The sequence below is a fragment of the Colwellia sp. 75C3 genome (assembly GCF_002836255.1).
Taxonomy (GTDB): Bacteria; Pseudomonadota; Gammaproteobacteria; order Enterobacterales; family Alteromonadaceae; genus Colwellia.
Genome location: NZ_PJAU01000055.1, coordinates 160,100 through 176,246, shown reverse-complemented (window position 1 = coordinate 176,246; position 16,147 = coordinate 160,100). Strand labels below are relative to the sequence as shown.

Here is a 16,147-nt window from a genome sequence, read left to right as displayed (position 1 = left end):
CATATTAATACGATGATACTTATCATCAATATTAAATAACATCAGTCCATCTAAAATAGAACAAAGATGGGCTGTCTACTCCGCTCGAACAATACCCATAATTTAAGCCTTAACCAAAAACCTATTATGCCCCCCTGACCTATTCTATTTTTACCTCCGAAAATTATAGTTAAAATATGAACTATAATTTACTGTAACACGAGGTTATAAGGTTTTTTAGCTCTAGCCTCACCAACCTTTAACTTGGGGAATAGGCATGTTTTTTTTGAAAATTCAAACTAAACAAGTACTTTTTCTCACAACATTCCTTCCCCTATTTGTCTATTTATTAGTCCCCAACTACAGTAATGCCGCTACTTATGATGAATTAGCTAAAATCGAAAAAACATGTGAAAGTTCACCTCATCAATGTTTGTTGTTACTCGATGATGCGCTAGCGTCTTCAACAGTAAAAAGCAGACAATGGTATCGTCTTAAACTTATTCAATTAGATGCACTGTTTACTCTACAACACTTCGACAAACTTTCCTTAGAAATAGAGACCTTACTTAGCTATAACACCTTACCGATAAACTTTTCTATATACGTTTATATTTATTACGCAAAACTAAGTTATGGCAACAAAGATATAAAGCCCACAAGAGATTACTTAGATAAAGCAGTAAGCTTACTGACACAAATCAATGATAAATATCAGGATCCCATAAGGTTAATTGAAATTTCCAATCTTCAAATAGCGATGAAAGAGTATGAAAAGGCAAAAATAACTTTATTACAGTTAGACCAAAAATTTAAAAAAAGATATCACCCCATTTTCAAACGAGAACTTTATGCTAACTTAGGCCATGTGGCTTACTTTCAAGATGATAAACCCCTGCATATAAAGTATCGTAAAGACTCATTGAAATGGGCGAAAGCAGCCAAAAATAAACAGCAAATTGGTGTTGCTTATAATAACGTTGCTTTAGCTTATAAAAAGGCAGGAGAATATAAAAATGCTGAGGAAAGCTATATTAGAGCCATCAATCTTGCCGAAGGTGAGAAAGATGTGATTAATGGATCTATTAGCAAATTAAAACTAATCGAGGTGATTTTTCTTCAAGGAAATGTTGATAAGGCATTAATGATTTTCAATAAAGTACCGAGTAATGTTGAAGGTATTAATGAATCAGCAGAATATAATAAACTCTATAAGAATTTAATCTTAACTCTTGATCAGTGATCAGTTGCCAAAAAGTACTTCAGTGTAACTATCGTTTTAACAAATATTACTTAACCACGACAAGATGACTAAAACACATTAGCTTCTCGACATTTAATTCATCTGAGAAATAAAACGTTTCGTTAGTAATAATCCTTGGTTCATCGCCAGTTTATCAAGCTGCTCCGCTAAAGCTGCGAGTCTTTGTGATGGTGCTGGATGCGTTTGATATAACAATGCCAAAGCACTATCATCCGCGTCGATTGATGCTAATACTTGTAAGTTATCAATATAAGCAAAAGCATCATAACCCGATTTAGCCAATAAGCGGATTCCGAGTTGATCTGCCTGAAGTTCATCATCTCTGCCAAGTCCTTTCGCATATAAATTTTGAGCCATGCCCGTTACTTTTTTCGCCCATATGCCATAATTTTTATCTTCATCATTTGCCGAAGTATTATCTTGATACGCTTGAGCTGAAATGAACAAACTCTCGGTTATTGCACTTCTATTAGCCTCTTCTTTAATAGCATTCAAATGATGCTGCTCGGTGATATGACTTATTTCATGTGCTAACACTGCCGCTAATTGTGCTTCGTTTTCAAGTTGCATCAACATGCCTGAAGTAATAAATACAAAACCGCCAGGCGCAGCAAAAGCATTAATGGCCGTACTGTTAATAACGCCAAATTGCCAAGATAAATCAGGTCTTGAACTATTACTTGCTAGCCACATACCTACCTTGTTGACATAAACATTAATCTCTTTGTTTTCATAAAGTGGTCTAGCCCCCAATAATACCGCTGACATATTTTCACCAAATTGTATTTCTTGTGCTTCGTCGATATTACTGGCGTTAAAAACCTTAACACCTTGATTCACTAGTTTACCCACATCGAAGTTGCCAATTTTCAAACTGGTACTTTTACATGCGACCAGTAAGCAAAAAACGGTGACTACACAAAGGTAACTAGGCAGTGTTAAATATTTCATTTATTTGTCCTCTTTAACCTTCGTTTTATTGGATGCCAACTTAGCTGAATGTGCGAATGCCACAGCGGTGTTACTCGAAACGGTATAAGATTTAAGTAAAATTAATTGACTAAGGTCCGCTTTAGCATTTTTTAGGTCTCCTTCATCAAAACCACGGATCCCAGTTGATACTGTTGGTAAACTATCATGAGTGACACTGGAAAAGAGTGATTGTACGCCCAGATCCCCTTCTCGCTTTGGTGTAGAGTCAAACCTTACGCTTAACATACTTACCCAACCGGAGAATGTCTCTGGCGTTTGACTGTTCATGGTAGAAATGAAATACCAAGCACTTTGTCGGTATTTGATATTGATGTTTTCTTCTGCTTTTACCAAAACAAGCGGGTCACTTTGATAACGAGGTTGCTTTAACAAGTGAGTATCTTTTATTAGCTGTCCTAAACGTACTTTATTTGATATTTGCGATGTTAATTCGTTGTCAAAAGCCAAACTAATGTTAAAAGTTGAGATGGCTAAAAGCATCATCACGGTAGGTAAAACGATTAAAAAATAGTAAGTAAACGCTTTAGACATTATTTTCTCTCCTAGTCGGTTGAAATAACTTAACTTTACCTTGCCTTCCTTTTACTTGGTATTCACCTTGATAGCTAAAATCGAACGCATCCCCGGCTATATTTTTAGTCTGCTCAGAGACTAATATACGTGCTTGATGTTTTGTTAGCCCTTCAATTCTACTCGCCAGATTCACCGCATCGCCAATGACAGTATAGTCAACACGTAAGTCGGCGCCGATCATACCGACAATACATTCTCCGGTATGAATACCAATACCAATATCAAAATCTTGCAAGCTCTCAGGTAAGCCTTGACGGAAAAGCAGTAACTGTTGCTCCATGGCAAGTGCGGTATTAATAGCTGCTACAGTATCTTGGCGAGGCTCACTTTCCATAGGCGCGCCCCAAAAAGCCATTACACAATCCCCTATGAATTTGTCCAATGTGCCATTATTTTTAAAAATAATAGCCACCTGCTGATTAAAATATTGATTAAGTAACTTAACAACTGCTTCGGCTTCACTTTGTTCTGCAAGCTGGGTAAAATTTCTAATATCCGAAAACAACACTGTGATTATTTGCTTTTTATTCATTTTTTCAGGTAATAATGCATTATTTTCAAGCAACTTATAAACGACTTTAGGATCTAAAAAACGTCCAAACATGGCTAGTGCTTGTTGCCTGTGTCTATATTCTAAGTAGCCATAAAAAAAAGAAAACGTAAGGAAAGTGACCAAGATAACAAACAGTATTCCTCCAATAAATAACACCTGTTGCTGCATTAACAATAAAGTACTAATACCTATTAACGCTAAGCTACTGGCTACCATAAATAACAAGGCGTAAACAACTTGTTTTACGAAGCTATTAACTAAAAGAAAACAAGCGCAAGTGAGTATAATTAACGTAATAGCGATGAGTATTTGGCTATAAAGACTTACTTCAATTAAATAGCGTTCATTTTTAAGATTATCTATCGCGGTGGCCAACATATAAACACCGGGTAAATTGTCGTTTAAGGGGGTTGTTCGTTCATCAAATAGACCTGATGCTGTAGCGCCAATTAAGACTATTTTTCCCGATAACGCCTGCAATGAGTCAATATCATTATTGATTATCGCCTGGTAAACATCAGCATAACTTAAGGTGAGATAAGGTTGCTCAGCTGCGCCTCTCCATTGTAATAATATTTGCCGTTTTTTGGGTATTGGTAGCGATAATGAACTAACCAACTTTACCGGTAGTGATAACAATTGCCAACCAGAAATATCTCTATAAACATCGTAATAGCGACCGACGCCGTCAAATTCTGCACTAAAATTAATACTACCCAGTTGCCAGTGTTTTCTATTTATTGCCCTAGGTAGAATAAAGTTGCCTTTGGCATTATCACTCGCTAAAGGTGTTTTTATTAAGCCTAACTCCTCGGGCAGCTGTTTTAGTAACACACCACCGCCCGCAACAAGTCTTTGTTCTAATGTAGAAAAATATACGTTACTTGTACGTGCTATTACCTCATTAAAATAGCTGTCTGCGTCCGGTCGGTAAATATCTTGCTCAGCAAAAAGAATATCAAAGACTATCGCCGTTAAAGACATTGGTTGTAACGCATCAATAACTTGCCCGTGCACCGTTCTGGGCCACACCCATCGTCCAGCGATTTTATTCATATGTTTTAAGCTGTAATCATCTATAGCGATCACCACAATATCTTCATCAACTGTTAACTGACTTGCCAAATACTTTGATTGTCGATCAAAAACAGTAAAATCAACCGTTTTCAAAAAATGTCCTTGCTGAGCGATAAGATAAAATATGATTATGAAGGCCATAATGCATAATGATAGAACTTGGATTCTAGGTATTATCATAAAGTGAATACTATTCTTTATCGGCCAAGGTTAATGGAAAAATATGTATACCCAATACATAGGGATGCAAACTTCAATTGGGTTCAGATACGCCTTAAGCAACGCTACAACGCCATTTGGGACATACACCACAAAACATTTCGAGTCATCAGTATAGAGCGGTAATTCAAATATTTTATACGTTGAAATTAAGCCCGCGAATCAAAGACACAATTAACCGTTAAAATAAGTAGGTACATACTTTGGCAAGTATAGGAGATAAATGGAAAATGTTTATTTTGCTAACGTTCAAACAACATAATTTCGGTTTAATGGGATCTTATCTCATTTATTAGTGCGCTAACTTTTCAATTTCTTTACTGCGAGCCTATACTTTTTAATAACTCATTGCGGTTAACTCTCTACAGGACATAAAATGAATAGCATGGAACATTTTATTGAAATAGGCATCGCGTTATCGTCAGAAAAAGATCACCACGTACTATTAGAAAAAATCATTAAAAGTGCGATGGAGCTAGCCAATGCCGATGGCGGTACTATCTATTCTATTTCTGAGCAAAATGAATTAGTTTTTGAAACTATCATTAATAAAACTTTACAGCTTCATTTAGGCGGAACTACAGACAATACAATTAACTTTCCCCCTATCCCTGTATTAAAATATGGCGAAGTGAATGAGAGTGCCCTGGTTTCAATAGCAGCAGCGACAGGAGAAGTGATAAATATTGAAGATGTTTATGACTGTCAGAATTACGATTTAAGTGCAGCTAAAACGATGGATAAACAAACCGGCTATAGAACTCAATCAGTTTTAACCCTACCAATGAAGAATCATCAAGATGATCTTAACGGCGTTATTCAACTCATTAATGCCAGTGACGCTCAAGGAAATATCATCCCTTTTAGCAAAGAAAGCGAAAAGTTAACTCACGCGCTTGCCTCACTCGCCGGGGTTATTATTACCAACAAGCAGCTTATTGATGAAATGGAGAATTTATTCTCTGCCTTCTCAAAACTTATTGCTTCGGCTATTGATAAAAAGTCTCCTTATACCGGAGGTCATTGCCGCCGTGTACCACTCATTACTATGATGTTGGCTAGAGCTTGTAATGAAATAGATTACGGGCCACTTGACGAATTTTCCATGAGTAAAGAGGATTTCCACGAACTAGGTGTAGCCGCCTGGTTACATGATTGCGGTAAAGTTGCCACACCTGAATATGTCATGGACAAGGCTAAGAAACTTGAAACAGTATTTGACCGAATAGAGCTCATAGATGCTCGTTTTGAAATAGCCTCTAGAGATATCTATTATTCTGATAAATATGATAATAACGATAAAGCTTTACGATTAAAATCTTTAGAATCCGACCGTGAGTTTATCCGCGTTGCTAATACCGGCGGTGAATTTTTTGATGATTCGAAAATTGAGCGTGTTTATAAAATTGCTAAAAATTATCAAGTAAACATAAAAGGAGTAAAACAAGACATCATAAACGCTGATGAGATCTACAATTTAATTACCAAGCGAGGTACCTTAAATCCAAAAGAGCGCAGAATTATTAATGGACATATGGATGTTACCGTTGAAATGCTTGAATCTATGCCCTTTCCAAAACACTTAAAACGAGTGCCTGAATACGCCTGTGGTCATCATGAAAAAATGGATGGCACTGGTTATCCGAAAGGCTTAAAAAGAGATGAAATGTCTATACCTGCCCGAATAATGGGTATTGCCGATGTTTTTGAAGCATTAACCGCAAACGACCGACCATACAAAGATCCAAAAACCTTGTCCGAAACCCTTACCATTATGGGAAGAATGAAATTAGGTGATCATCTTGATCCTGATCTGTTTGACGTTTTTATTCAAGAAAAAGTCTACCTGGTATTTGCAAAAGAGTATTTAGAAAGCAGCCAACTTGATGACTTTGATATTACTCAAATACCTGGCTGCCATAATAACGATTAAGTTTATAGCTATTATCAATCAAAGTGCGAGTATCAGTTCTGTTCTAGGTAATTCAGCGTTAACGTTAATAATCGCTGTTTTTCCTGATCTGAAATGAAACTGGCTTTAATGGCATTAATGGTAAATTGCGCTATTTCAGCTTTTTCCATTGGATGAACATCCGCTACCGCATTAAAGTTATCCGTCATATAACCACCAAAGTATGCCGGATCATCAGAGTTTATCGTCACGCAAACGCCTTGACGAAGTAGCTCAACAACATTGTGGTGAGCCATTTGCTCAAATACTTTTAATTTAGTGTTCGATAAAGGGCAAACCGTCAGAGGAGTCCCCTGATCTATAAGTTGTGCTAACAAAACCTCATCTTCTGTGCATCGCACACCATGGTCTACGCGATCAACTTGTAGTAACTCTAAGGCGTCACGAATATTACTTGCTGGCCCCTCTTCCCCTGCATGGGCAACAGATTTAAAGCCCTGTTTTATCGCCTCTTGAAAAACGCGTTCAAATTTCTGTACTGGATTACCTATCTCTGACGAGTCTAGCCCCACCGCAATAATTTTATCTTTATGAGCGAGTGCATGATTTAGCGTTATAAAAGCATCATCCTCATCTAAATGACGTAAAAAACACATTATTAATTGGCTACTAATGCCTAATTCTTGTTTTCCTTGAGTCAAAGCCTTGTGAATTCCATTAACGACTGTTTCAAAAGCAATGTCTCTAACCGTATGTGTTTGTGGGTCAAAGAATATTTCAGTGTGCAATACGTTATCTGCTTTACAGCGTAATAAATAAGCCCAAGTTAAATCATAGAAGTCTTGTTCATGAATAAGAACATTCGCCCCTTGGTAGTAAATATCTAAGAATGATTGCAAGTTATGAAAATCATAAGCGGCGCTTACTTCTTCATAGGAATTAAAAGGGATGTCAATATTGTTTCTTTTGGCTAACTCGAACATTAGCTCAGGTTCAAGTGTGCCTTCTACATGTAGGTGAAGTTCAACTTTTGGCAAAGATTCGATGAATGCTTTCATAAATTAGCTCTTAAGCGAAGGTCAGGGTAGATAAACAAATTAACAAGATGTTGTTATGAATATCCAGGATGAATAAAACAAAGAGTTAAGGGGGCAAGTAGTCCTTTGTCTTAATATTTAAGGGACTATACGAAAATAAATTAATAACCTGCTGCGATTAAACCCTGTAAATTATTTTATACCCGCTCGACTTCATGGCGCAAGCACTCAATGTTTCATAAAGTGGAAATTAAACAGTAAAGTATTAATATACTTTACTGTTTAATAATAGTGCAGAATTGAATCTTTTACTTTACTTACACCACTATGCATTAAAAGTTCCCGTTCACATTGCCATTTATCAAATTCATTTACAGGCATAGGTTTGGCAATATAATATCCTTGCGCTATATCACATCCTTCGGCTAATAATAAATCCCATGTTTGCTTATCTTCAACACCTTCAGCGACTACTTCCATATTAAGCTTATGTGCCAACATAATACAGGTTTCAACAATGGCCTTACTCTCATGCTCTTTTTTCATATTAGCAACAAAAGACTGGTCAATTTTTAATTCAGTAAAAGGTATTTTATGTAACTGAGACAGTGAAGAATAACCCGTTCCAAAATCATCAATAGACAGTTGAAAGCCCTTTAATCTAAGACGAGTTAGAATATCTAATGAAGTGACCTCACTGTCCATTAAGGTACTTTCGGTCAACTCTAAAACAATCAAAGAGGGATCAAGTTCGTACTGCTTAACAAGCATTTTTAGCTGTTCTGGCAGTTTCAAACTATTTATATTTTGTGCAGATATATTAATAGATAAGCGAATAGCTTTATCTACATTTTGCCACTGTACACTTTGACTTATGGCTGACTGGATTACTACTTCAGTAACCTGCTCTATTAAGCCAGTTCTTTCCGCAAGGGCAATGAACTTGTCCGGAGGAACTATGCCAAATTCAGGGTGTAACCAGCGGATTAACGCTTCAGCGCCATGAATGCATTGAGTTTCCATATTAATTTGAGGTTGGTAATATAAAACAAGTTGCTTGTTATCAATAGCGTCACGTAAATCTTTTTCTGTTGGAATGAATTCAAACGTATCTTGCTTAAATTCATCATTATGTGTACCGGAAAATTCTCTTTTCGTTTGTTCATCCGATAATGTTGTCAATAAATCCGTTAATACGTTGGTATTAATGGGTTTGGTAAAGGTCTTAGTGACATTTAAACCACAACTTAGTGCTAACGTTTCAGCTGAGTGCAATACCCCGCTATCATAACCACTGATTAACATTAAGCTTGCCGGACAATTTTGCTGGGCTAAGTGACGAATAACTTCAATTCCATCCATTTCTGGCATCATCAAATCTAATAAAATAATGTCTTCGGAATTTAGAGCTAAGGTCAAAAACTCAAGCGGATGTTGAAATATTTCCACCTGCTTAAAAATAGGCTCAACGATAGTTTTCAGTAAATTACACGTTAACCTATCATCATCAACAATAAAGACTCTATTATGCATTATCATCCCCTTCGGCAATTTTTTTTAATACATTGCCCTCTAGTCCTTTGTTTTTCATAAGGTACTTATGTAATGGTTTATCCATTACCATGAAGTGGTCAACTAGCCATTCGCACATTTCTGTACTTAACCACAATAGAATTTCTTTGTCTGAACAGGAGTTAAGCTTTTGGCTCAGCTGTTTAACAATCATCTGATGAACGTCACAATGATTTTTGGTATAGGGATAATGGCAACGTCTCATCGCCGATTCTTCTCTAGCAAAATGATCCTGAGTATATTCAACTAACTCAGTAATGATTTCTTGTAAGGGTTGGTGAAAATCGTCTACCACTAACAAGTCTTGACAACGATTAAGTAGGATACACATAAACTGATGATCAACATCAAGTTCTCCTCCATCATCAATACTCATTTCATCCGTCCATATTAATCGTTTCATTGATGAAATTTCAGCGACATTTTGAGTTATCGGCTTATTCTGTTCAATTGCATCGACGTTTGGTTTGTCTAAACACTTTCTAATTCGACTCAATAAAAAATTATTTTCATAGGGTTTTTCAATGATAACTTCGTCTAACTTTATTTTATTATCTGCTGGATTTCCTTGAAAACCACTAGCTAATAATATTTTCACGTTGGGGTATAATTGCTGTACTTTTTCGGCCAAAAGGTAGCCGTTCATTTTAGGCATAATAATGTCTGAAAACATCAAGTCTATTGCGTTATTTTCTAGAACTTTTAACGCTTCGATACCATTCTCAGCGGTTAAAACACGATAACCTTTACCCATCAAGATGGTTTTAGCTAGGGTACGTAATTGAGGTTCATCATCGACAACAAGAATGCTTTCAATCCCTTCTAAATTTAGGTTTTCATCTATATCAACTTTTATATTATCTATTTTGTTTTCTGCTTTAACTACGGGGAAGTAAAGTGAAAATCTCGTTCCTTCACCAAGCTCTGAGTAAACATTAATAGCGCCCATCGATGATTTCATAAAACCATACACTTGGGATAACCCTAATCCTGAACCCTGATCTCCTTTCGTTGAAAAAAACGGTTCGAAAATTTTATCTTGCACTGTTCTACACATGCCAGAGCCATTATCTTCAATGGATAATTGAACATATTTTCCCTGAGCAATATTAAAACTGCTCGCTTGGTCTTTTGACAATGTCGCCTCACGCGTTGATAAAGTTAAAACGCCTCCGTTTGGCATTGCATGCATCGCATTAATAGCCATGTTCAATAACATATCTTCAAAAGAGTTTTGGTCTATATTAACCTGACTAATATCATGCTTAAGGTTAAGTACTAATTCTACTGACAGTAAGGTCTTACGCAGCACATCATTATTGCTTTTGATAATATCATTTAGATTTGATTCTTGGCTCGACTCCGGTGTTTGTCTAGAAAAAGAAAGAAGTTTACGGGTAAGTTGTGCACCACGATTACCTGCTTGATTAATTTGGTCAACAAAATCAAACAAGATCGGTTGTTCTTTTAATTGAGCTTTGAGAATATCGCTATAACCAATAATAACCCCCAGCACGTTATTATAATCATGAGCAATACCTCCTGTTAATTGTCCAAGGGCTTCCATTTTTTGTGTTCTATTTAAGAGTTTTTCATGTTGTTTTGTTTTTGATAAGTCATGACATACCCCAACAAAACGTTTTCGTTCGTCAAGGTTCTCAGGTAGTTCAGCAATAGTTAAGTGCAAAGGAAATGTTGTGTTATTTTTATTTATTCCGACCAGCTCCCTACCTTTTCCTATTATTTTGTTTTCACCTGTATTTAAATGGGTCTTAATATAATCATCATGTTGCGAAGCTACATTGTTAGGCATAAGTAAACTAACATTTTTGCCAACTAATTCGTCAGTGGTATAACCAAACATTAGCTCTGTTGCTCTATTACAACTTTGTATCAAACCTAAGTCATTAATAGTAATAACAGCATCAAATATCGCATCAATAGTTTGTGTTAACTCTCTTTGTTTTATAGATATTTCGGCAATATTATCAATGTGTTCTGTAACATCATGACCGATATATATGATGCCATCTATGTCACCATTTTCTTTCTTTAAAGGGTATTTAGAGGCATCAACCACTCTCTTATTTTCATAAATCGACCGACAACTAGAAATAGGAATACTATTGCCTTTTAAGATCTCTTGGTCTTGGATTTTATATTTTTTTATTTGTTCATTAGTAAAACCAAGTTGTTGATCCGTTTTACCCATTAAAAATGATACCGGTTGTTTTAAATAGTGGGCAAAAGCATTATTCGCTAAAATATATTGGTGGTCTGAATTCTTAGCATAAATCAAATCAGGTGTTGAACTAATAACGTTTTTTATTAAGGTGTTAGATTGTTCTAGCTTTATTTCTGCTTTCTTTTTTTCTGTTATATCAACAATAAGACCTTGAAAAAAAGTAACGACGCCATCTTTATCACGTTCAACCGTTGTTCTATCATCTATCCAAAATATTTTACCTGAAGGAGAAATAATACGGTATTCATGGCTAAAGTGTTCTCTTGCTTTTTCAGTGAAATACTTAACTTCTCTTATCACACGCGGTAAATCGTGAGGGTGTACCATCTCTGAATATTTGACTTTTCCACTGAGTAAGTCACTTGCCTGATAACCCAATAAATCAACATTGCTCGATACGTAGTCAACTGACCAGTCCTCATCACCCCGCCAACGAAACGCGATGATCGGACTGTTTTCAATGACAACTTTTGATTTTTCTAGGTTATCTTGATAATGCTTTAATTGAGTAATATCACGTGCATTGACCATAATGCCATGAATATTGCCGTCATTTTGATAATAAGGGGCTATTTCAAGCTCTATAAAAAATTTATGCCCTGAGCGACATTTCATCCACTTTTTTTGTATTATTACTTCTCCAGCTAAACTTCGTTCAGCGAAACTTATAAATTCTGCATCAAAATAGGATTTGCCAAAAATATCGCTAAAATGCTTACCTACCACCTCATCAATGGTTAAATTAAGCTTGTTTACATAGGCCTGATTGACGGCTAAAAATACAAAATTATTATTAAGTAACGCTTGCATGCCCGACGATAAAGTCACCATAGATTTATATTGATGTAAGTATTTATTGTTATTATCCTGAAATTCCATCAACTTTTTAGTGACCAACATAGCCATGAAACCACACATGACAGAAAGTAATGTAAGAACAATAGCCGCGAAAAACGTAGAATTATTAACTGGATTTAATGTGAATATGCCATGTTGAATTAGCCCTGTGATGAAAACACTTAACACGGTAAAAGGGGTAATAAATCGAATCAAAGTAGCCGAGGGTGATAAGTCAGTGAATTGCTCAATTAAATAGTTTTTCTTATCATTTGTTATCAGTATTGCGGCAAGACATAAAAACCCTAAACTGGTGGATAGCGCCATTGGTATTATGTCTTGTGTATTATAAAACAACGGCGACTTATAAAGGTAAGTAACCATAAATAACAATGAGATTAGTAATATAAGCGTGGTACAAATATTTTTGATCCAGGTTGTTACTTGAATAGTGAAGTAATTACCTTCTCTGTTATTCTTTTGATCCAATAGTATCAATAAAACACAACTAGTAAGAAAAAAACAAAAACCTGTTACAGGTGACATTCGAGCAAGAGGAATGCCATCATGGTAGCCCAAATGTGGCACCAGGTAATTTTCAAAATTAAGATCAATTCCAATAAAATACTCAGCGACCTCTAACAAACCAAATAGAGCAACAATCGATAGTGCTAACGTTGCCTGCTTTTTGTAGTGATAAAATTGCCTATTATAGTTAACCCAAATTATTGAGGTAATAATAGTCACTAAAAATGAAACCGCTGTTGACGGAGCCATTGGTATAAAGCCCTCATCAATATTTAAAACAAATTCAAACAAAGGTATATATGAAATCCCTCCGATTAAAGCGAGGCTAAATACACTTATAAACAGCATAAAATTAAATTTTTTATTCACTTACATTCCTATTTTTTATAAAAACATCAAAAGTTTCTATTATCCATTGTTGAATTTCAGACCTTATATCCCTTTTAAAAACGTGCTATGTCAAAAAGTCAACTCAAAGCCAGATGTTTTAATAACGCAGGGACATCTATAGGTTTCTTTAAACAAGTTTCAGCACCAATAGCTTGAAGTCTTTCAATCTTTTCTTGGTTAACGTCGCCAGAAATAGCGATCACCCGAATATGACTTTGAAGAGGATTATTCTTTACACGTTGGCATACTTGAAAACCGTCTAGACCAGGCATTTTAAGATCTAGCAGCATAATATTTGGGGTGAAATCATGTAGTTTATTCGCCGCATCAAACCCATCTAAACTTATTTCGACTTCAACGTTTTTTATTTCTATTTTTAGAAGGGTCTTTAGGTATTCAGCAAAGTGAATATCATCATCAACAATCAAAATGTTAGGGTTTTCACTTGTTTTTGTATTAAGTTGAATGTTTTTCTTGGTGGCAAATTCTTTAATATCATCAAGTTTAAAACGACGATGGCCTCCCGCAGTAAGTCTTGCGTTTAAGTCGCCACTTTCGGCCCATAAACGAACGGCGGCAGTAGAAACCATAAGTAATTCGGCAACCTCTTTAGGTGTTAAATAGCTTTTTACTGACTTTTTTACTGACATTTAGTACCCATAATTGTTAATTTAGCGGTTGAATTATCCGCTAACATATAAGAAGTATCTTAATTTTAAAATCACTTTACGCGTTTTAATTGATTAAAAATGATCCAGATCAAACGACTTTGATGTTTGTTGCGAATTTTGCGAATTTGATTGTTTTCATATTTTTATTCAGTAGACTTTGCATTCATAAATACTTAAATATTTCATGGAAGGCCCTAATGCGACTTATCGATATCTCTTTTAATAAGAAAATATTTGTTTTATTACTTTTCCCTTTATTGGGTTTTTTAGGCGTTGGAATAAACGCTATTATGTCTTCCATTTCGACCAACAATGAAATGGAAAACCTTGGCAAATACACAAAACTTTCTTCGGTGTATAGTGAACTTGTACATGAGCTACAAAAAGAGCGAGGTATGACCGCAGGTTTCCTTGGTTCAAACGGAGATAAATTCTCCTATGAGTTACCAAGCCAAAGAAATAAGACTTCCGATAAGGTATTAAAAAAGTCAAATTACTGGCAAGAGAATCAATTTGAGAATAAAGAAATTCAACAACTACATAACCAGATTAATCAGCGTCTAACTATGCTTACTCAAACGAGAAGTGATGTTGATGATCTATCAATGCCTTTAGCTGATGCCCTCTCCTTCTATACAAAAACCAACGAATTATTGTTAAGTGTTTCAACTATCATTGCTAAAATTTCTACTAATGCTGAGATAACAAAAGCAACAGTCGCTTATTATAATTTTCTTCAAGGTAAAGAAAGAGCCGGTATTGAGAGAGCGGTATTAACGGGAACCTTTGCGGCTGATAAGTTTAACCAAGGTATGTATCAAAAATTCATTCGATTTCTTTCCGAACAAAACACCTATTTTTATAGTTTTAATGCCTTCGCAAATGACGAAAATAAAAATTACTTCAGTCAGAAACAAAATGCCCCATCAATCAAAGAAGTGACAAAACTTCGAAAAATAGCGATAGATAATGCAACAACAGGAAATTTTAATGTTGACGCTACTTATTGGTTTGAACAATCAACTAACAGAATTGGCGTATTAAAAAATATAGAAGATAAATTAAATCAATCGTTATTGACGCTAACCAAAGACACTCAAGAAAAAGCATTTAGTACTTTACTTTACCTAGTCATATCTTCACTTGTCATTCTCTTATTAGTTGCCATGATAAGTTTCTATATTATTAAAGAACTACATAGCCAAGTGTCGGATTTAACGTCTGTGATGTCTAAAGTCAGTAATGAAAATGACTTAACAGTCAGAGCAAAATTTACCGGCGAGAGCGAATTGGGCCAAATTTCTACTGCCTTGAACCTAACACTTGAAAAGTTTTCAGGTGCAATAGATGAAATTTCAACTTCAAGTACAGCTCTGGCTACAGCAGCAGAAGAAACATCACAAACCTGTGAACATAACTCACAATCTTTGGTGGAGCAACAAGACGAAATCACCCTTATTGCTACCGCAATTGAGGAGTTATCAGCCACCGTTAAGGAAGTTGCAGGAAACACTCAATTAGCGGCTGATTCAGCGAAAGAAGCTGATGAGCAAGCACAAAATGGCGCAGGAGTTGTACAAGACTCTTACCACTCAATTGAAAGCCTTGCTGCAGAAATAAATAATCTAGCAGAAAGAATAACAAGTCTGCACGAGAGTAGTAACAATATCACTAATGTAGTTGATGTGATTAAATCAGTAGCTGAGCAAACAAATTTACTCGCCTTAAATGCAGCCATTGAAGCAGCAAGAGCGGGTGAACAGGGCCGTGGATTTGCGGTTGTTGCTGATGAAGTTAGAACATTAGCCCAGAGAACTCAGCAATCAACAAGTGAGATTGAAAACTTTATTTCAGCGCTACAGTCAGATGCCAACTCCGCATTTAGTGTGATAGAAAACAGTCAAAAGATGGCAAGTAATGCCGTAGAAAGTTCAAAGAATGTAGAGAAAACCTTAGGTGATATCACCGATTCAGTCAGTAATATTTTTGCGATGACCGAACAGGTTGCGGTTGCTGTAGAAGAGCAAGCAATGGTTACGCTAGATGTCGCTAAAAATGTAGTAAATATTGAACATAAGTCAATGGAATCGACAACTGGTTCAACGCAGATAACGGCGACGGCTAAAGAACAAGCGATGCTTGCGGTTACATTACAAGACATTGCGACAATGTTCAAAATATCTTAGAGATACTTATACCAAGTTGATTAAGTTCTTTCCCACTCAGCGAGAATTAAAGGGTTTAGAAGCAAGGCATTGATTGAAGAGAATGGTTATTCCCTTGTTTAAATCAATAAC

10 protein-coding genes are annotated in these 16,147 nt (G+C 35.8%); 3 read left to right on the top strand and 7 right to left on the bottom strand.

Going from position 1 to position 16,147, the window contains the following annotated elements; translation table 11 throughout:
* Positions 1 to 256: 256 nt before the first annotated feature.
* Entirely contained in the window at positions 257 to 1,222 is a 966-nt protein-coding gene (locus CXF85_RS14870) for a tetratricopeptide repeat protein (RefSeq protein WP_101229432.1), read from the top strand.
* A gap of 93 nt (positions 1,223 to 1,315) precedes the next feature.
* Here the strand turns inward: CXF85_RS14870 and CXF85_RS14865 are convergent, their stop codons facing one another.
* Genes CXF85_RS14865 through CXF85_RS14855 form a run of 3 tightly spaced genes read right to left on the bottom strand, consistent with a single transcriptional unit; the run spans position 1,316 to position 4,580 of the window.
* Entirely contained in the window at positions 1,316 to 2,194 is an 879-nt protein-coding gene (locus CXF85_RS14865) for a M48 family metalloprotease (RefSeq protein ID WP_101229431.1), read from the bottom strand.
* Positions 2,195 to 2,767: a hypothetical protein gene (locus tag CXF85_RS14860; protein ID WP_101229430.1), complete on the bottom strand. Its 573-nt coding sequence runs from the start codon at positions 2,765 to 2,767 to the stop codon at positions 2,195 to 2,197. It lies immediately after the preceding gene.
* Positions 2,760 to 4,580 carry an adenylate/guanylate cyclase domain-containing protein gene (locus tag CXF85_RS14855; RefSeq protein ID WP_269801187.1) on the bottom strand — a complete coding sequence of 607 codons (1,821 nt, stop codon included), beginning with the start codon at positions 4,578 to 4,580 and terminating at the stop codon, positions 2,760 to 2,762. Before CXF85_RS14855 ends, CXF85_RS14860 begins: the two co-directional genes overlap by 8 nt.
* 454 nt (positions 4,581 to 5,034) lie before the next feature.
* Here CXF85_RS14855 and CXF85_RS14850 point away from each other — a divergent pair, with 454 nt between their 5' ends.
* Positions 5,035 to 6,591, top strand: a complete 1,557-nt coding sequence (locus CXF85_RS14850; RefSeq protein ID WP_101229428.1) for a GAF and HD-GYP domain-containing protein — start codon at positions 5,035 to 5,037, stop codon at positions 6,589 to 6,591.
* 32 nt (positions 6,592 to 6,623) lie between these two features.
* Here the strand turns inward: CXF85_RS14850 and CXF85_RS14845 are convergent, their stop codons facing one another.
* The 4 genes from CXF85_RS14845 to CXF85_RS14830 all read right to left on the bottom strand — a co-directional run bounded on the left by CXF85_RS14845 (position 6,624) and on the right by CXF85_RS14830 (position 13,829).
* Positions 6,624 to 7,628, bottom strand: a complete 1,005-nt coding sequence (locus tag CXF85_RS14845) for an adenosine deaminase (RefSeq protein ID WP_101229427.1) — start codon at positions 7,626 to 7,628, stop codon at positions 6,624 to 6,626.
* Positions 7,629 to 7,889: 261 nt separating this feature from the next.
* Complete coding sequence (locus CXF85_RS14840; RefSeq protein WP_198555652.1) at positions 7,890 to 9,140, bottom strand: GGDEF/EAL domain-containing response regulator; 1,251 nt, start codon at positions 9,138 to 9,140, stop codon at positions 7,890 to 7,892.
* Positions 9,133 to 13,158, bottom strand: a complete 4,026-nt coding sequence (locus tag CXF85_RS14835; RefSeq protein ID WP_101229425.1) for a PAS domain S-box protein — start codon at positions 13,156 to 13,158, stop codon at positions 9,133 to 9,135. The genes CXF85_RS14840 and CXF85_RS14835 overlap by 8 nt, the downstream gene beginning before the upstream one ends.
* Before the next feature lie 98 nt (positions 13,159 to 13,256).
* On the bottom strand, positions 13,257 to 13,829 hold the full coding sequence (locus CXF85_RS14830; protein WP_101229424.1) for a response regulator: 573 nt from the start codon (positions 13,827 to 13,829) through the stop codon (positions 13,257 to 13,259).
* Positions 13,830 to 14,047: 218 nt separating this feature from the next.
* Between CXF85_RS14830 and CXF85_RS14825 the strand changes: the two genes are divergently transcribed.
* On the top strand, positions 14,048 to 16,036 hold the full coding sequence (locus tag CXF85_RS14825) for a methyl-accepting chemotaxis protein (RefSeq protein ID WP_101229423.1): 1,989 nt from the start codon (positions 14,048 to 14,050) through the stop codon (positions 16,034 to 16,036).
* Positions 16,037 to 16,147: the final 111 nt, after the last annotated feature.